The sequence below is a fragment of the Novosphingobium sp. MBES04 genome (genome assembly GCF_000813185.1).
In the GTDB taxonomy this organism is placed as follows: domain Bacteria; phylum Pseudomonadota; class Alphaproteobacteria; order Sphingomonadales; family Sphingomonadaceae; genus Novosphingobium; species Novosphingobium decolorationis.
The window spans coordinates 1,441,471-1,459,292 of the sequence record NZ_DF850488.1 but is presented as its reverse complement, the minus strand read 5'-3'; the positions used below and the strand labels follow the sequence as shown (position 1 = coordinate 1,459,292).

Sequence of the window (17,822 nt, the reverse complement as noted above, 5' to 3'; positions counted from 1 at the left end):
AACGCGGCTCACGAGCTTTCGCCGGGGCGATGAAAGGGAGGCAACCTTGTGGGTGGCTGGAGGTCGGGCGCAAGAATCCGGCCATGGCACACGAACCCCAGATCGCGCCCGCAGCCGACCTTGCAAAGTCGGTCCTTGTCCCCGCCAAGGCCTATGTCTCGCCCGAGTATGCCCGCGCCGAGCAGGATCGCTTGTGGCGCAAGGTCTGGCTCCAGGCGGGTCGGGTCGAGGACCTGGCCGCGACCGGTGATTTCATCACCTATGACATCGGCCCGGATTCGGTGGTTATCGTGCGCACGGGTCCTGACAGCCTGAGGGCGCACCACAACGTCTGCCCCCATCGCGGGCGGCGGCTGGTCGACACGCCGCCGGGCGCGCGCAATGCGCAAGGGCAGGCGCGCGGGTTCATCTGCGGCTACCACGGCTGGAGCTTTGGCCTTGATGGTGCGAACACCCACGTGCCGCAGGAGGACGACTGGCAGGGGGCCTTGTGCAACGGGCGCGCCGATCTGACGCCGGTGCGCGTGGACACCTGGGGCGGCTGGATCTGGATCAGCCTCGATCCCGAGGGCGAGAGTCTGGAAGCCTACCTTGGCGTGCTCCCGGAGATGCTCGATCCCTATCGCCTGCAGGACATGCGCGCGCGCTGGCGCAAGTGGATCGTGTTCGAGTGCAACTGGAAGGTGGCGATGGAGGCCTTCTGCGAGACCTACCATGTCGCCACGACCCACCCCGAGTTCAACGCCTTCGGCCAGTTCCGGGGCTGGGCGCGCCAGGAGGGGCTCCATTCGCACATTGGCTATGAGGCGGCGAAGGATAGGGAGGAGGACGCGGGCAAATTGCGCGTGGGGACCGGCGATGCCCGGCTCTCGACCGCCGAGATGCAGCGCTTCACCTGGGAGAATGCGAATACCAACACGACCATGACGATGGTGCGCGCGGCCGAACGGCTGGCGCAGGAGCTGCCCGAAGGAACGCCGCCGGCACAGGTTTCCGCCCACTGGATCGCGGCCTCGCGCCGGGACGATGCCGCGCGCGGGGTCGACTGGCCGGTGGTCGCCCCCGCGCACACGGCAAAGGCGGGGACGGCCTGGCAGGTCTTTCCCAACTTCCAGATCGGGCAGGCGGTGAACAACATGCTGTGCTACGCCGCGCGCCCCTATGGAAGCGACCCGGACAGATGCATCTTCGAGGCGGCGGTCTATGAACTCTACCCGGAAGGGGAGGCGCCCGAGACAGCGTGGACCTACACCGAGCCCCACGAATGGCCGCCGGTGCTGCAACAGGATTTCGGCAACATGGCCGCCGTCCAGCAGGGCATGAAGAGTGCGGGGTTCCGCGGTGCCCAACCCAATCCCTACATGGAGCGCGCGGTGGCCAGCCTGCACACGAACCTCGCCCGGTACATGCAGGCGGGGATGCCCGAAGCGCAGGACTGAGCGGAGCCGTTGGCTGCGCGGGGATGCCGAGTAAAAGAAGTAATCTTTCCAAGGGGCCATCGCCCCTTGACCCCCAAACTGTCGACCTCACCTTTCTCAGCCAGGTTGGCGCGCGCAAGGTGAGGTCTCCAGTTCGGGGAGCCCGAGGGCGATGGCCCTCGGAACTCTTTTACTGTCTGCCCTGCCTCAGGCGAAGGGCTCCTCGCCCTCCAGCTTGGTGCGCACCATCAGGCGGCCGCTGGTCACATCGTACCACTCGGCGCGGTGCATGGTCCCGGTGTTGTCCCAGATGACGAGGTCGCCCTCGGACCATTCGTGGCTGTAGGTGAATTCCTCGCGGGTGGCCCATTCGCGCAGTTCGTTGAGCAGCAGGCGCCCTTCCATCACGTCCATGTCGACCACGGTGTGCGCGGTGTTGCCGATCACCAGCGATTTGCGGCCCGACTTGTGCGTCCAGACCAGCGGCAGGGTGTTGTCGCCGATTGCCTGCATGCCCTTGAGCATCGCGACGGGCGGTTCGGGGTTGTAGAAGAACAGCGTCGCCCAGGCACCGTGGCGCACCTTGAGACCTTCGATCCGGTCCTTCTCCTCTTGGGGGAGCGCATCGTAGGCGGCGTAGGTGTTGGAAAAGCCGGTGTTGCCCGTGCCCTTGGGCGAGGGCTTCTTGCACGAAAGGATGGAGGCGAGGATCGGCACCTCCTGCATGGTCCCGTCGATGTGCCAGTAGAGCGAGCCCTTGAGATACTCCGCGGTCGGCCCGGCGATGGCAGGGTCGATGCTGATCTTGGTGACCTCTTCCTCATCGCCCTTGCGTTCAGGCGCGTAGGTGCCCAGCGTCTTGGTGAAGGCGATCTGCTCTTCGTTGGTGAAGCCGATCTTCGGGAAGACGAGCACGCCGCGCTCTTCCAGAAGCTCGCGCAGCGCATCACCGAGCGACCCGGAAAGAAGTTCTTCCTTGGAATTCAGGACGTAGGCGCCGATCTTGTCCTTGATGGTCTCGTGCGTGAGCGTCGTCTGGGTCTCGACGGCCATGGCAAATCCTCCCTTGTTCTGGGGCTGAATATAGTTCGCCGGGGCGCGTGGATGAAGCACGCCCCGGCGATATCGGGTGGCAGGGCCGGGGTGCGTGTCAGGCCGAGCCCATGTAGCGCCCGCCGTTCACGCTGATCGTCTGGCCGGTCACGTAGCTCGCGCCCTCGCTGGCCAGGAACACGCAGGCCGCCGCGATCTCGTCAGGCTGGCCCACGCGCTTCATCGGCAGGGTCTGCGAAAAGGTGTCGATGTCGACCGGGGCGGCGCGCAGCGCGGGCGTATCGACGAAGCCGGGCGGTACCATGTTGAAGGTGACGCCGCTCGCGGCAAATTCCAGCGCGAGGGCCTTGGTCATGCCGAGCACACCGCCCTTGGAGGTGACGTAGTGGACCTGTGCGAAGGAGCCGCTCTGCACCGAGGAGGAGGTGATGTTGACCACGCGTCCCCAGCCCGCCTCCAGCATCGCGGGCAGCATCTCGCGGATGCACAGGTGCGGGCCCTTGAGGTTGATGTCCATGATCTGGTCCCACTGCGCGTCGGTGATCTGGGCGTAGGGCACGAAGGGGGCGATCCCGGCGTTGTTGACCAGGATCTGGATCTTCCCGAAGGCGTCGCGCGTGGCCTTGGCGGCCGCGGCGATCTCGGTCGCATCGGCGCAGTTGGCGGTGCAGGCGATCGCCGTGCCGCCCGCCTGCGTGATCGCCTCGACCGTCTGGGCCACGCCCTCGCCGTTGAGGTCCCAGGCGCCCACCTGTGCGCCCTCGCGGGCAAAGCGCTGGGCGATCGCGCGGCCAATTCCCGAGCCCGCGCCGGTGACGACGGCGACCTTGCCTTCAAGCTGCATTCTCTTCCTCCGGGTCTGCTTTTGGCCGGGACATAGCGCGAAGCGCGCGCGAGGCCTGCGCATCGCCTTGCGGTATCACCCGCGCGATGAGTGACATCGCCCTGTGCCTTGCCGGTTGCCTTCGCGTGCGCGCCTGCCTTGACTGCGCGCAACAAGGAGGTGGGGTGAAATGACGCGCCGCGAGATCGAAGGCTGGAGCCTGCGCTGGGACGAGGAGCGCGCGCAGGCCGCGCGCCGCGAGGGATGGTGGCGCGACGAGACGCTTGCCGATCTCGTGCCGCGCCTTGCCGCCGCCGAGCCGGACCGGCTGATGCTGGTGGAAGGCGAGGTGCGGCTGAGCGTGGGCGAACTGCACGAACGCGCGCTGCGTCTGGGCACCTGGCTGGGCGAGCGTGTCGCGCCGGGCGGTGTCGTCTCCTTCATGCTGCCCAACTGGCACGAGGCCGCGACGATCTACCTTGCCGCGACTTACGCCGGCCTCGTCGCGAACCCGATCCTGCCCTCGTTGCGCACGCGCGACACCACCTTCATCCTGCGCGACTGCAAGAGCCGCGTGGTCTTCGTGCCCGAGACTTTCCGCCGTTTCGACTACGCCGCGATGCTGACCGCCATTGCCGCGGAGATGGAGCACGGCCCCGAGATCGTCGTCGTGCGCGGCACAGGCCCGGTCGCGGGAACGCAGGACTATGCGGCGATCCTGGAGGCGAGCGCGCCCCGTACCATCCGTCATCCCGATCCCGACGCGGTGCGCATGGTGATGTACACCTCGGGCACGACCGGGCGGCCCAAGGGCGTGCTCCACACCCACAATTCATTGGGGGCGCTGCTGCACCAGATCGGCGCCTACTGGCACGTTGCGCCGGGGGATCGCTTTCTCGTTGCCTCGCCGATCAGCCATATCGGCGGTTCGATCTACGCCTTCGAGGGGCCGGTGCTGCTGGGCAGCGTGGCCGTGCTGCTCGACCAGTGGAACGCGCAGGAGGCGCTGCGCCGGATGCAGGAGGAAAGGATCACCCACATGGCGGGCGCGACCCCGTTCCTCGAACAGATCCTGCGTGCGGCGCAGGCGCAGGGAGACCATCTGGACGCGCTCAAGGTCTTTATCTGCGGAGGAGCGTCGGTGCCGCCCGCGCTGATCGAGGAGGCGAACGCCTGGTTCACGAACGCCCGCGTCAGCCGGGTCTACGGCAGCACCGAGGTGCCGGTCACGACGGTCGGATCTCTGGATGAAAAGGGCATGCCCGAGGCCGCGCAGACCGACGGCAAGGCGGGAATAGCGCAGGTCATCCTGGCTCCCGACGGCGAGATCCGCGCGCGCGGCCCCCAGATGCTGGCGGGCTATATCCGGCAGGAAGACGAGGAGGGCGCGTTCGATGCCGCAGGCTTCTACCGCAGCGGCGATCAGGGCGCGCTTGATGCAGGTGGCTTTCTCACCGTCACCGGACGGATCAAGGACCTCATCATCCGCAACGGGGAGAACATCGCGCCCAAGGAGATCGAGGATCTGCTCTCCGGCCACCCCGCGATTGCCGACATCGCCATTGTCGGCCTGCCCGACCCGCGCACAGGCGAGCGCGCCTGCGCGGTCATCGTGCCGAGCGACGGCGCCATTCCCGACGTGCCGATGCTGGCGGACTACCTGTCGGCGGCTGGCGTCACCCGCTTCAAGTATCCCGAGCAGGTGGTCCTGCGCGAGGCCCTGCCGCGCAACGAGGCGGGCAAGGTCCTGAAGCACGTCCTGCGCGCCGAACTGGCCGAAATGGCCGTCTGACATCGCCCGAGCGGTGGCTGGGGCGGGCGCCTTCGTGATCGGAGGGGCGGGCGTTAAGCATCGCTGCAAACATGTTCGAGAGAGGATCCTTCGCCATGGCCGAGGCCGACCCTGCCGCCCGCTTCGATGTGCCCCATCTCGTCACCAACCCGGAACGTATCCCGGCGGCGCGCTACTACGACGAGACCTTCTACCGCGCGGAAACCGAGCGGCTCTGGCCCCATGTCTGGCAGATGGCGACGCGCCTCGAACTGATCCCCAACGTGGGCGACTGGATCGAGTACAGCAATCTGGGCCAATCGGTGATCGTCGTGCGCACCGGAGAGGGGAGCGAGGGCGTCAAGGCCTACCACAACGCCTGTCGCCACCGCGGCGTGCCCATCGCCGAGCCGGGCGGGCAGGGCAACTGCAAGAGTGCGGGCTTCATCTGCCCCTTCCACGGCTGGCGCTGGAACATGGAGGGCGACAACACCTTCGTCTACGGCAAGCACTTCTTCTCCGACGAGCAGCTTGACGCGGCCGACCTGGCGCTGCGTCCCTGCCGCGTGGAAACCGCAATCGGCTGCGCCTTCGTTAACTTCGACGACGCGGCCCCGTCGCTGCGCGAAAGTCTGGGCCCCGTGCTCGAAGCGCTGGAAATGCGCGGGTTCGACGATCTCAAGGCCGAGTGGTGGTACGCCACGAAGCTGCCGGCGAACTGGAAGATCGCGATGGAGGCCTTCATGGAAGGCTACCACGTGATGAAGACGCACCCGCAGCTCCAGCACAAGCTGCCCCAGCTCTACAACACGATGTACGGCATGGACACAGGGGGCATCGGCCTGCCGATCAACCCCGGCCTCACCGTGCGCGAGAACGTCCAGGCCCAGTTCGAGCACATGAAGCTCCTGAACGAGGGCATGGCGGGCATGGTCCACGCCAAGGAAGTGGAGATCGCCAGCCACCTCCTCGATGTCGAACTGCCCGAGGACCCGGCCCAGGCCATCCCGATGTGGTACGGCATCGTCCAGCACCAGGTGGTCGAGCAGCTGCGCGCGCGCGGCGAGGACATTCCCGACCTCAACACGCTGGCCCAGACCCACCCGGTTCAGGCGGTGGAGTTCCTCTTTCCGCACTATTTCCTGCTGCCCACGATGAGCAGCGCGTCGGCCTACCGCATCCGTCCGCTCGGCCCCGAGGAGTGCCTGTTCGAGCTGTGGTCGCTCACCCATTTCGCGCCCGAGGACAACCACCAGAGAGTCACCGAGCCGACCCTGCTGCCCTACGACAGCGAGGAGTTCCCGCCGATCCCGCGCCAGGACTATGGCAATATCCCGATCCAGCAGCAGGGCCTTCACGCGCAAGGCTTTGACTACATGCGGCTCGGGCGCGGTGTGGAGGGTCTTATCAGCAACTACAACCGCGTGATCGACGGGCACTTGAAGGGCATCGATGGCGAGCGGCTGAGCGCGGCGACGCGCAAGCTGCAGCACAATTTCGATGGCCAGATCGAAGATCTGGGTTTCTGAGATGGCGCGCACCAGCATCATCACGGGGGCAGGCAGCGGCATTGGTCTTGCTACGGCCAAGGCCCTGCATGCGGCGGGCGATGCCATCGTCGGCATCGGGCGCAGCGCCGACAAGCTGGCGGGGCTCGCCGAGGCTCTGGGCACCGAGGAGCGCCTGGCCACACTGGCGCTCGACATCACCCATGCGGATGCTCCGCACGCCATCGTCGACTTCGCGCTGGAGCGCTTCGGGCACATCGACACGCTGGTCAACAATGCGGGGCTCGGCAGCCCGACCCCGCTGCATGAGACCGACGATGCCACGCTTGATCTCTTCCTCGACGTCATGCTGCGCGCGCCCTTTCGCCTTTGCCGCGAGGCCATCGCGCACATGGGCGAGGGCGGCTGCGTGGTGAACGTCACCAGCACCTTCGCGATGATCGGCGGCAAGCGCGGCGGGCCCTATTCGGCGGCCAAGGGCGGGCTTCGCTCGCTGACCGAGCACATGGCGGTCGAATACGGGCCGCACGGCATTCGCAGCAATTGCGTCGCGCCCGGCGTTACCATGACCGACATGGTCCGGCACCGTTTCGAGGATGAGACGTTCAAGCGGGTGAACGTGGAGACCACACCCTATCCCCGCCTTGCCGAGGCCGAGGATCTGGCGAACGTCATTGCGTTCCTGTGCTCACCGGGGGGCGAGATGATCAACGGCCAGTCGATCGTGGTCGATGGCGGGTGGACGCGGACCAAGTACCTCTCACCCCGCGCGCTGACCAGCGACTGGGTCGAGAGCTAGAACACGAAACGCGAGAAACGGGAACGGATATGCGCACCATCGATCACTTCATCTGCGGCGAAAGTTCGGGCACCGGCTCTGGCGCCCGTGTCCACCAGGTCTGGAATCCCTCCACCGGGGAAGTGCAGGCGGAAGTTCCGCTGGGCGATGCGGCTCTGCTCGACCGCGCGGTGGAAACCGCAAGCCGGGTCCAGATCGAATGGGCGGCCACCAACCCGCAGCGCCGTGCACGCGTCATGTTCCGCTTCAAGCAGCTCCTGGAAGAGAACATGCAGGCACTTGCCGAACTCCTGGCGAGCGAGCACGGCAAGGTCGTCGACGATGCCAAGGGCGACATCCAGCGCGGGCTCGAGGTGATCGAGTTCGCCTGTGGCATTCCCCATGCCCAGAAAGGCGAATACACGGTCGGCGCGGGCAGCGGGATCGATGTCTACTCGATGCGCCAGCCGCTTGGCGTGGGCGCAGGCATCACCCCGTTCAACTTCCCCGCGATGATCCCGATGTGGATGTTCGGCATGGCGATCGCGTGTGGCAACGCCTTCATCCTGAAGCCCAGCGAACGCGATCCCAGCGTGCCGGTGCGCCTGGCCGAGCTCTTCGTCGAGGCGGGCGCGCCCGAGGGCCTGCTCCAGGTTGTCCACGGTGACAAGGAGATGGTCGATGCCATTCTCGATCATCCCGGCATCGCGGCGGTCAGCTTCGTAGGCTCGTCCGACATCGCCCAGTACGTCTATTCGCGCGGTGTCGCGGCGGGCAAGCGCGTCCAGGCGATGGGCGGGGCCAAGAACCACGGCATCGTCATGCCCGATGCTGATCTCGATCAGGTGGTGAACGACTTGTGCGGTGCGGCCTTCGGCTCCGCAGGTGAGCGTTGCATGGCGCTTCCCGTGGTGGTGCCGGTGGGCGAGGATACGGCCGAGCGCCTGCGCGAAAAGCTGATCCCCGCGATCAACGCGCTGCGCGTGGGCGTCTCGCACGATCCCGACGCGCACTATGGCCCAGTCGTCACGCCCGAGCACAAGGCGCGCATCGTCCAGTGGATCGGGACCGCCGTCGACGAAGGCTCCGAACTGGTCATCGACGGGCGCGACTTCACCCTTCAGGGGCACGAAAAGGGCTTCTTCCTGGGCCCCACGCTGCTCGACCGGGTGACGACGGGCATGAAGAGCTACCACGAGGAAATCTTCGGCCCGGTCCTTCAGATCGTGCGCGCGGCCGATTTCGAGGAAGCCGTTGCCCTGCCCAGCAAGCACCAGTACGGCAATGGCGTCGCCATCTTCACGCGCAACGGCCACGCCGCGCGTGAGTTCGCCGCGCGCGTCAACGTCGGCATGGTGGGCGTGAACGTGCCGATCCCGGTGCCGGTCAGCTACCACAGCTTCGGTGGCTGGAAACGCAGCGCCTTTGGCGACACCAACCAGTACGGCATGGAAGGCATGCGCTTCTGGACCAAGGTGAAGACCGTCACCCAGCGCTGGCCTGATGGCGGAGGCGATGGCTCCAATGCCTTCCTGATCCCGACGCTGTAATTGGCAAGAACTGAAGAAAAAAGGAACAGGTCCGAGGGCCATTGCCCTCGGGCTCCCCATAATGTCGACCTCAAGGCTCTCGCGCACTCGTAGCCGAGAGAGGTGAGCAGGACGGTTATGGGGTCAAGGGGTAATAACCCCTTGAATGGTATTTTCTGTCTTCACGCCTCCCGCCAGCGCGCAATCATCGCCGCGCCATCTTCACCGGCATCGCTTCGCGCGGCCCCGGGCGTGCGGGAGAAGCGCGGCGAGGGCGCGGCCTGTGGCAGGCCATTGCATTCGACATAGGTTTCCCGGGCGCAAAGGTGCGGGTGCGCTTTGGCTTCCGCGAGGGTGAGGACCGGGGCCACGCAGGCATCGCTTCCCTCGAAGACACCTATCCAGTGGGCCTGGTCATGCTCGGCAAAGCGTGCGGTGAGGGCGGCTTCGAGCGCGGCCCAGCGTTGCGGGGCTTGTCCGTCGGCGAATTGGGGCAGGTCGAGCCGGGCGATCAGTTCGGCGAAGAAGGGGGGCTCCAGTGCGCCCACGCTCATCTCGCGCCCGTCGCGGCACAGGTAGGTGCGGTAGTAGGGGGCGGCGCCTCCCAGGAGGTTGTCCGTGCGGTCGAGCGAGAGCTGGCCTGTCGCGGTCAGCCCGTCGAAGAAGGACATCATCGTCGTTACCCCGTCGAGGATCGCGGCATCGACGACCTGGCCCTTCCCGGACGTCGTGCGTTCGAAGAGCGCAGCCAGGATCCCTGTGACCAGCAGCATCGAACCGCCCCCGAAATCGCCGACGAGATTGAGCGGGATCGCGGCGGGCTCTCCGGGACGCCCCATGGCCGCAAGCGCGCCCGAGAGCGCGATGTAGTTGATGTCGTGCCCGGCGGTGCGGGCGAGCGGGCCCTCCTGCCCCCAGCCCGTCATGCGCGCATAGACGAGGCGGGGGTTGCGCGGCGCGATATCGTCGGGCCCCAGGCCCAGGCGCTCCATGACGCCCGGGCGGAAGCCTTCGATCAGGACATCGGCGCTATCGAGCACCTCAAGGCACTGCAGGCGTCCGGCCTTGCTGCGAATGTCGATCTCGATCTCGGCGCGGCCCCGGTCATTGACCGGGTTGGGCCAGCCGTTGCCACCCTTGCGGGTGATCCGGAGGACCTCGGCCCCGAGGTCGGCGAGCATCATCGCCGCCTGTGGTCCGGGGCCGATGCCCAGGAACTCGACGACGCGCAGACCCTTGAGCGGGCCTTGCGCGCCCTGCGGGGCTGGCGCGTTCACGCGACCGGTTCGGCCAGCATTGCCCCCAGACGCGAGGCGATGATGCTTTCGGCCTCGGACACCATCCGGGCGAGAAGCTGCGCGCAGCTGGGAACGTCGCGGATCAGGCCCTGTACCTGTCCGGCCCAGACCAGTCCGGCTTCGGTATCGCCGGTTTCGAGTGCGGTGCGCCCCCGCGCCCCAGAGACGAGCGGCTGGACGTCCTGAAACTGCGCGCCGGGGACTTGCGCGATTGTCACCACCTCGTCGGAGATGCTGTTCTTCGCCACGCGTCCGGTGTTGCGGAACTGGCGGAAGATGAGGTTGGTCGCGCGCTCGTCGTTTTCGACGAGGAAGCGCTTGATGTTGTCGTGGATCGGCGCCTCCTTCGTGGCGCAGAAGCGGGTGCCCATATTGACGCCTTCGGCGCCCAGCGCGAGCGCGGCGGCAAGCCCACGGCCATCGCCGATGCCGCCGCTCGCCAACATGGGGATCTTCACCTGGTCGGCGGCGGCGGGGATCAGGACAAGGCCGGGAATGTCGTCCTCGCCGGGATGCCCGGCGCATTCGAAGCCGTCGATCGAAATGACGTCGACGCCCATACGTTCGGCCGAGAGCGCGTGGCGAACCGCGGTGCACTTGTGCAGCACGGTGATGCCGTGGCTCTTGAAATCCTCGACGTGCTCGCGCGGGCCGCTGCCCGCCGTCTCGACGATGCGCACCCCGCTCTCGATGATCGCCTTCCTGTATTCGGCGTAAGGGGGCGGGTTTACCGAGGGCAGGATGGTGAGGTTCACGCCGAAGGGCTTGTCGGTCATCGACCGGCAGCGGTCGATCTCGCGCCGCAGGTCATCGGGCGTAGGCTGGGTGAGGGCGGTCAGGATGCCGAGGCCACCCGCGTTCGAGACCGCGCTTGCCAGTTCGGCGCGGCCCACCCACATCATGCCGCCCTGGACGATGGGGTGTTCGATCCCCAGAAGCTGCGTAATCCGTGTCTTGAGAGCCATTACATCGCCTCCACGATCATCACGTTGGCCATGCCGCCGCCCTCGCACATGGTCTGGAGGCCATAGCGGCCCCCGCGTGCCTTCAGGGCGTGGATGAGGGTTGTCATCAGCTTGGTGCCGCTCGCCCCCAGCGGATGACCGAGCGCGATGGCGCCGCCGTTGACGTTGAGTTTGGCCGGATCCGCCTCCAGCGCTTTTGCCCAGGCCATCGGGATCGAGGCAAAGGCCTCGTTGACTTCGTAAAGGTCCATGTCCGCGAGCGAGAGGCCGGTCCTAGCCAGGAGCTTGCGCGTGCCTGGCAGCGGTTCCTCGAGCATGACCACGGGATCGCCCGCACTGACGCCAAAGGCGTGGATGCGTGCAAGCGGGGTCAGGCCATGGGTCTTGAGTGCTTCCTCGCTGGCGACCAGTACGCCCGAGGCGCCGTCGGTCATCTGGCTGGCATTGCCCGCCGTGATCGTGCCGCCCTCGGTGAGCGGATCGAGCGCACCGATGCCTTCCAGCGTGGCGTCGAAGCGCACGCCTTCGTCCTGCGCGAAGGTGCCGTTGGCGGTGGCGACAGGGACGATCTCGGCATCGAACGCGCCGCTTTCGATGGCCGCGGCGGCCTTGCGGTGGCTGTCGAGCGCGAAGCGGTCCATCGCTTCGCGGGTGAGGCCGTGGCGGTCGGCGACCATCTGCGCGCCGGTGAACTGGCTGAAGGCGGGGACGCCGTAGCGCTCCTGGATCGAGGGCGCGAAGGGACCTGTGCCGATGCCCATCTTCTCGTAGACCGACATGTTCGAGAACATCGGCACGCGGGTCATGCTCTCGGTCCCGGCGGCGATGACGAGGTCCTGCGTGCCGGACATGACGGCCTGCGCGGCGAACTGCAGCGCCTGTTGCGAGGAACCGCACTGCCGGTCTATCGTGACGGAGGGCACGCTGTCGGGAAGGCCCGAGGCCAGCACGCAGTTGCGTCCGAAGGCAAAGGCCTGTTCGCCCCCTTGCGTGACACAGCCCATGAGCACGTCCTCGATTGTCGCGGGATCGATCCCCGCGCGCGTGACAAGCGCGTCGAGCACGGTCGCACCAAGGTCGGCGGGATGGACGCCGGCGAGAGCGCCCTTGCGGCGGCCCCCGGCGGTGCGCACCGCCTCGACGATATAGGCCGCGCTCACTTCGGCGACATCCGGATCGCGCCGTCGAGGCGGATCGTCTCGCCGTTGAGCATCGGGTTGGTAACGATGGATTCGACCAGCTGCGCGTATTCGTCAGGATGCCCCAGGCGGCTGGGGAAAGGCACCTGTGCGCCCAGCGAGTCCTGCACTTCCTTGGGAAAGCTCTCCATCAATGGGGTGAGGAAGAGACCCGGCGCGATGGTCATTACGCGAATGCCGTAGCGCGCCAGTTCGCGCGCGACGGGCAGCGTCATGCCCACGACCCCGCCCTTCGAGGCGGAGTAGGCGGCCTGTCCGATCTGGCCTTCGAAGGCCGCGACGCTTGCCGTGCTGATGGCAACGCCGCGCTCGCCCTCTATTTCTTCCGCATCGTGGAGGCGGCTGGCGAACTTGGACAGCACGTTGAAGCTGCCGATGAGGTTGATGTTGACGATCTTTGCGAAGTCGCCGAGCGGGATCGGGCTCCCATCGCGGTCAAGCACCTTGCGCGGCGGGCCGATCCCGGCGCAGTTGACGAGGATGCGGGCCTTGCCGTTGACGGCCTCGGCCTCTTCGAGGGCCTGTGCGACACCGGCTTCGTCGGTCACGTCCACCTTGGCGAAGCGCCCACCAATCCGTTCGGCATGGGCCGTGCCCATCTCCTCGTTGAGGTCGAACAGGGTCACTTTCGCGCCCAGCCCGGCAAGGCGCGCCGCCGTGGCACCGCCCAAACCCGATGCGCCGCCTGTCACGACGGCCGCCAGCCCTTCCACCTTCATCCCTTGTATCCCTTCCCTGATATTGTGTGCCGTCACGCGGCCTGAAGTGCGCGCGCGATGACCATGCGCTGGATGTCGGACGTGCCTTCGTAGATCTGGCAGACCCGCACATCGCGGTAGATCTTGGCGACGCCGAACTCCTCCAGGTAGCCGTAGCCACCCAGCGTCTGGATCGCGCCCGAGACCACCTGCTCGGCGGTTTCGGAGGCGACGAGCTTGGCCATCGAGGCCTCCTTGAGACAGGGGAGCCCCGCGTCCTTGAGGCTGGCCGCATGAAGCACCAGATGGCGCGCGGCCTCCAGCTTCGCGGCAAGGTCGGCAAGACGGAAACCTACGGCCTGGTGTTCGAGGATGGGCTTGCCGAAGCTGGTGCGTTCGCGCGCGTAAGCGACCGCGATCTCCAGTGCGGCCTGCGCCATGCCGATGCACTGCGCGGCGATGCCGATGCGGCCGACCTCCAGGTTCGAGAGGGCCAGGCCATAGCCCGCACCCTCTGCGCCAAGGCGCAGGTCCTCGGGCACGAAGAGGTTGTCGAAGCGGATCGCGCAGGTGTCGGACGCGCCCTGGCCCAGCTTGTGCTCGACCTTGTCGACGCTGTAGCCTTCGCTGTCGGTGGGTACGAGAAAGCCCGTGATGCCGCGTTTTCCGGCGTCGGGATCGGTGACGGCATAGACGATCGTCAGCCCGGCGATCTTGCCTGAGGTGATGAACTGCTTGGCGCCGTCAAGAACGTAGCCGCCCTCCACTTTGCGGGCGCGGGTGCGGATCGCCGAGGCGTCCGAGCCCGCGTCGGTCTCGGTCAGGGCAAAGGCTCCGATCATGCGGCCCGCGATGAGATCGGGCAGGAAGCGGGCCTGCTGTTCGGCGCTGCCGTCTTTGATGAGGCTGGAGACGATGAGGCTGTTCTGGATCGAGACGATGGTCGAGAGTGCCCCGTCGGCCGCGGCAATCTCGATCAGGGCCAGCGCGTAGGACACGAAATCGGCCTCTGCGCCCCCGAAGCTCTCGGGAGCGGTCATGCCCATCAGGCCAAGGCCCGCCAGCTCCTCGAACAGCGCGGGCGGATAGCCGCCCGCGGCCTCGAACGCGGCGCTCCTGGGCCGTATCTGCTCCGAAGGCGCGCACGGCCTCGCGGATGGCCTCCTGGGTTTCGGTGAAGATCATGCCCCATCCCGATCGTGATCTGTGGTTTTCGGACGTGAGCGTATCAGCGCGAAGGCGTGCGGCAAGGAAGCCGGGGGGCAAGGCAACCGATATCGCGGTGGCGGGGCTTCGCGGAGGTTGAAAGCACGAAGAAGGGAAAACGGATTCAAGGGGTTATTACCCCTTGACCCCCAAAACAGTCGACCTCGCCCATTGCGCGCAAGGTTGCTTGCCAATCGTGAGCTAGACGGTTTCGGGAGCCCGAGGGCAATGGCCCTCGGAATCATCACTTTTTCTGCGTGACCTTCACTCCCCTTTGAACCGGGGCGCCCGCCGTTCCCTCAGCGCGGCGAGCCCCTCGCGGTGGTCGGCGGTGCGCACGCTGAGCGCTTCGTAGGCGATCCCGGCATCGAGCAGGGCGGTGCCTGCGCGGCGCAGTTCGAGGTTGGTCAGCACCTTGGTCCAGCGCAGCGCCTGTGGCGCGCCGCCGGTGAGCTTGCGGCAGTAGTCATCGACCACGGCATCGAGTTCGTCTGCAGGCACGCAGCGGTTGATGAGGCCGATGCGCTGCGCTTCGGCGGCGGGGAGCAGCTCGCCTGTCAGCAGGAATTCCTTGGCGCGGGTGAGGCCGATGCGCGCGGCCCAGATCAGCGCGCCGCCATCGCCCGCGACAAGGCCGATGCCGACATGGGGGTCGCCGATCTTCGCGCCGTCTGCCGCGACGATGATGTCGCCCATGAGCGCAATCGTCGCGCCAAGGCCCACGGCGTGGCCGTTCATGCGCACCACCAGCGGCTTTTCGAGGGTGAGCAGGGCCTCGACGATCCGTTTGGCCTGCCGGGCTTCATGGTCGAAAAGGTGGGGTTCGCGCGCGTTGCGCTCCATGTGGTCGATGTCGCCGCCCGCCGAAAAGGCGCGGCCAGCCCCTGTCAGCAGCACGACGTCGCTGCCCGGATCGGACGCGATGAAGGCAAGCGCCTCGGGCAGTTCATCGTGGAGCACGAGGTTCACCGCATTGAGCGCCTCGGGCCGGTTGAGCGTGAGCACGAGCAGGCGTTCGCGCCGCTCCAGGATCAGCGTTGTGAAGGAGGGTAGCGGGGTCATGACCGGACCTGCGCCTCACGGGTCATCGCGTCGCACGGCTCCTCGTCCGCTTCGCCCAGCGCGGGAGGCGGCCCGGCGATGCGTCCGGGCGTGCGCGAGAAGTCGACCGGGATGCCCGGATAGCGAATGTCTCCCCAGCGCGAGGGGACGGTCTGGAAGAAGCCGCTCTCGACAAGGTGGGGGTCGTGGAGGAGGTCATCGGTCGTGCGCAGCGGCGCGGCGGGAATGCCCAGCTCCAGCAGCAGGTCGAGCCACTCCTGCGTGGTGCGGGTGAGGAAGGTCTCGGCCAGAAGCCCGTAGATCGTGTCGATCTGCGTGGCGCGCTGGGCCAGCGTCGCCATGCCGTCTGTCACCCATTCGGGCTTCACGGCCTGCGTGAACAGGCGCCAGTGCTTGTCGTTGTAGATGAGCGCGGCGACGTGGCCGTCGCGCGTGCGGTAGGGGCGGCGGTTGCGCGCGACGGCGCGGGGATAATACGCCGGGCCGAGCGGGGGATCGAACAGCGCGCCGTTGGCGTGCTCGACCAGCATGAAGGCGCTCATCGTCTCGAACATGGGGACCTCGACCTCCTGCCCCTCGCCGGTGCGTTCGCGGTGGAAGAGCGCCATGACGGTGGCGTAGAGCGCGGTCATCCCGGCGATCTTGTCGGCCATGATCGAGCCGACGAAGCCTGGTTCGCCATTCAGCAGTTCCTGCACCGAAGTCAGACCGCACTCGGCCTGGATGGTGTCGTCGTAGGCGGCCTGGTCGCGGTAGCGGCCCTTGCGCCCGTAGCCGTAGCAGTTGGTATAGACGATGCCCGGATTGACCCTGGACACCGCCGCGTAGTCGAGCCCGAGGCGGGCAATCGCCCGCCGCCGCATCGAGTGGATGAAGACGTCGGCTTCAGCGATCATGTCGAGCAGCTGGGCGCGGACGGCTTCCTGCGACAGGTCCATCACGTGGCTGCGCTTGCCCCGGTTCACATGCGCGAAGACGCCGCCCATGCCCGGTTCCGGGCCGACCGAGATGAAGCGCGTGCCATCGCCCTCAGGGGGCTCGATCTTGATCACCTGCGCGCCCATGTCGGCCATGATCTGCGTCGCGTAGGGCCCCATGACCATGGCGGTAAGGTCGATGACCTTGATGCCGGCCAGGGGGCCTTGCCTGCCGTGTTCGGACACCTGTGCTTCCTCCCGTTCTGCAAGGGAAGCTAACCGCCTCGCGGGGCGCTGTCCTCTCGCGCCGATTTGGATCGCCCGAGCGAATATGCGCGGGCGCCAATTTGCGCTGTCCGGCTTGTTTGCTAGCCCGATTGCGCATTTCGGCGCGAAGGCGCGCGATGGAACGGGACGAGGCACGGGCAATGGATTTCACGTTCTCGGCGGACCAGCAGGAAATCCGGGACACGATCCTGAAACGCTGCGCCGCCTACGATGACGACTACTGGCTGGAGCGCGACCGCGCGGGCACCTTTCCCGAGGAGTTCTATCGCACCATGGCCGACGAGGGGTGGCTGGGCATCGCCATGCCCGAGGAATACGGCGGGGCGGGGCTGGGCATTGCCGAGGCCGCGATCATGATGCAGGCCATCGCGGAATCGGGGGCAGGCATGACTGGCGCCTCCTCGATCCATATCAACATCTTCGGGCTTCAGCCGATGATCTTGTTCGGCACGAAGGAGCAGTGCGCGCGCCACATCCCGCGCATCATCTCGGGCGAGGACAAGGCCTGCTTCGGCGTGACCGAGCCCAACGCCGGGCTCAACACCACGCGCATTACTACCCGTGCGCAGAAGGTCGACGGCGGCTACCGCGTCTCGGGCGAGAAGATCTGGATTTCCACCGCGCAGGTCGCGAACAAGATCCTGCTGCTCGCGCGTACCACTCCGCTGGAGGAGGTGACCAGCAAGACCGGCGGCCTCTCGCTGTTCTACACCGACCTCGACCGCTCCAGGATCGACGTGCGCCTGATTCACAAGATGGGGCGCCATGCGGTCGATTCGAACATGCTCTTCATCGAGGACCTGTTCATTCCTGACGAGGACCTCATCGGTGCCGAGGGCGAGGGCTTTCGCATCATCCTGCACGGGCTCAATCCCGAACGCGCGCTGCTCGCGGCCGAGGCCATCGGACTGGGCCGCGCCGCGATCCGCCGCGCCAGCGACTATGCGCGCGAGCGTGTCGTGTTCGACCGCCCGATCGGCCAGAACCAGGCGATTCAGCATCCGCTGGCCAAGTGCTGGGCCCAGCTCGAGGCGGCGAACCTGATGACGATGAAGGCGGCGAGCCTGTTCGACGCCGGCGCGGAGTGCGGGGTGGAGGCCAACACGGCCAAGTACCTCGCCGGGGAATTCGCCTTCGAGGCCTGCCACACCGCGATGCTGACGCTGGGCGGCATGGGCTATGCGCAGGAATACCATGTCGAGCGCTACCTGCGCGAAGTGCTGATCCCGCGCACCGCGCCGGTCAGCCCGCACATGATCCTCAACTTTCTTGCTGAAAAGGTTCTGGAACAACCGCGTTCCTACTAAGC

14 protein-coding genes and 1 pseudogene are annotated in these 17,822 nt (G+C 66.9%); 6 read left to right on the top strand and 9 right to left on the bottom strand.

All coding sequences use genetic code 11. The features are described from left to right. Nucleotides 1-83 precede the first annotated feature (83 nt). A complete protein-coding gene (locus MBENS4_RS06340) occupies nucleotides 84-1,439 on the top strand; it encodes an aromatic ring-hydroxylating oxygenase subunit alpha (RefSeq protein WP_039389504.1) in 1,356 nt (451 codons plus the stop codon). A 186-nt stretch (nucleotides 1,440-1,625) separates the two neighbouring features. Here MBENS4_RS06340 and MBENS4_RS06335 read toward each other — a convergent pair whose 3' ends face one another. Together MBENS4_RS06335 and MBENS4_RS06330 are read right to left on the bottom strand one after the other, a co-directional pair. Then, nucleotides 1,626-2,471 carry a TauD/TfdA dioxygenase family protein gene (locus tag MBENS4_RS06335; RefSeq protein WP_039389503.1) on the bottom strand — a complete coding sequence of 282 codons (846 nt, stop codon included), beginning with the start codon at nucleotides 2,469-2,471 and terminating at the stop codon, nucleotides 1,626-1,628. 97 nt (nucleotides 2,472-2,568) lie between these two features. After that, on the bottom strand, nucleotides 2,569-3,315 hold the full coding sequence (locus MBENS4_RS06330; protein WP_039389502.1) for an SDR family NAD(P)-dependent oxidoreductase: 747 nt from the start codon (nucleotides 3,313-3,315) through the stop codon (nucleotides 2,569-2,571). 169 nt (nucleotides 3,316-3,484) lie between these two features. Here MBENS4_RS06330 and MBENS4_RS06325 point away from each other — a divergent pair, with 169 nt between their 5' ends. The 4 genes from MBENS4_RS06325 (at nucleotide 3,485) to MBENS4_RS06310 (ending at nucleotide 8,901) form a co-directional block, all read left to right on the top strand. Continuing rightward, nucleotides 3,485-5,086, top strand: a complete 1,602-nt coding sequence (locus MBENS4_RS06325; RefSeq protein WP_052322048.1) for an AMP-binding protein — start codon at nucleotides 3,485-3,487, stop codon at nucleotides 5,084-5,086. A 95-nt stretch (nucleotides 5,087-5,181) separates the two neighbouring features. Continuing rightward, on the top strand, nucleotides 5,182-6,594 hold the full coding sequence (locus MBENS4_RS06320; protein ID WP_052322047.1) for an aromatic ring-hydroxylating oxygenase subunit alpha: 1,413 nt from the start codon (nucleotides 5,182-5,184) through the stop codon (nucleotides 6,592-6,594). Nucleotide 6,595: 1 nt separating this feature from the next. Then, on the top strand, nucleotides 6,596-7,372 hold the full coding sequence (locus MBENS4_RS06315) for an SDR family NAD(P)-dependent oxidoreductase (protein WP_039389501.1): 777 nt from the start codon (nucleotides 6,596-6,598) through the stop codon (nucleotides 7,370-7,372). Between the two features lie 29 nt (nucleotides 7,373-7,401). Next, entirely contained in the window at nucleotides 7,402-8,901 is a 1,500-nt protein-coding gene (locus MBENS4_RS06310) for a CoA-acylating methylmalonate-semialdehyde dehydrogenase (protein WP_039389500.1), read from the top strand. A 161-nt stretch (nucleotides 8,902-9,062) separates the two neighbouring features. Here MBENS4_RS06310 and MBENS4_RS06305 read toward each other — a convergent pair whose 3' ends face one another. The 7 genes and pseudogenes from MBENS4_RS06305 to MBENS4_RS06275 form a co-directional block, all read right to left on the bottom strand. Next, complete coding sequence (locus MBENS4_RS06305; protein ID WP_052322046.1) at nucleotides 9,063-10,157, bottom strand: CaiB/BaiF CoA transferase family protein; 1,095 nt, start codon at nucleotides 10,155-10,157, stop codon at nucleotides 9,063-9,065. Further along, entirely contained in the window at nucleotides 10,154-11,143 is a 990-nt protein-coding gene (locus MBENS4_RS06300; RefSeq protein WP_039389499.1) for an NAD(P)H-dependent flavin oxidoreductase, read from the bottom strand. Before MBENS4_RS06300 ends, MBENS4_RS06305 begins: the two co-directional genes overlap by 4 nt. Beyond that, on the bottom strand, nucleotides 11,143-12,303 hold the full coding sequence (locus MBENS4_RS06295) for an acetyl-CoA C-acetyltransferase (protein WP_039389498.1): 1,161 nt from the start codon (nucleotides 12,301-12,303) through the stop codon (nucleotides 11,143-11,145). Before MBENS4_RS06295 ends, MBENS4_RS06300 begins: the two co-directional genes overlap by 1 nt. Then, nucleotides 12,300-13,061, bottom strand: a complete 762-nt coding sequence (locus MBENS4_RS06290; protein ID WP_039389497.1) for an SDR family NAD(P)-dependent oxidoreductase — start codon at nucleotides 13,059-13,061, stop codon at nucleotides 12,300-12,302. Before MBENS4_RS06290 ends, MBENS4_RS06295 begins: the two co-directional genes overlap by 4 nt. 32 nt (nucleotides 13,062-13,093) lie before the next feature. Beyond that, a pseudogene (locus MBENS4_RS06285) lies at nucleotides 13,094-14,225 on the bottom strand (acyl-CoA dehydrogenase family protein). A 285-nt stretch (nucleotides 14,226-14,510) separates the two neighbouring features. Continuing rightward, on the bottom strand, nucleotides 14,511-15,308 hold the full coding sequence (locus MBENS4_RS06280; protein WP_039389496.1) for an enoyl-CoA hydratase/isomerase family protein: 798 nt from the start codon (nucleotides 15,306-15,308) through the stop codon (nucleotides 14,511-14,513). After that, nucleotides 15,305-16,471 (bottom strand): CaiB/BaiF CoA transferase family protein, encoded by a 1,167-nt coding sequence (locus tag MBENS4_RS06275; RefSeq protein WP_340140796.1) that lies wholly within the window; start codon nucleotides 16,469-16,471, stop codon nucleotides 15,305-15,307. Before MBENS4_RS06275 ends, MBENS4_RS06280 begins: the two co-directional genes overlap by 4 nt. 182 nt (nucleotides 16,472-16,653) lie before the next feature. Between MBENS4_RS06275 and MBENS4_RS06270 the strand changes: the two genes are divergently transcribed. Then, a complete protein-coding gene (locus tag MBENS4_RS06270; protein ID WP_039389495.1) occupies nucleotides 16,654-17,820 on the top strand; it encodes an acyl-CoA dehydrogenase family protein in 1,167 nt (388 codons plus the stop codon). Nucleotides 17,821-17,822 lie beyond the last annotated feature (2 nt).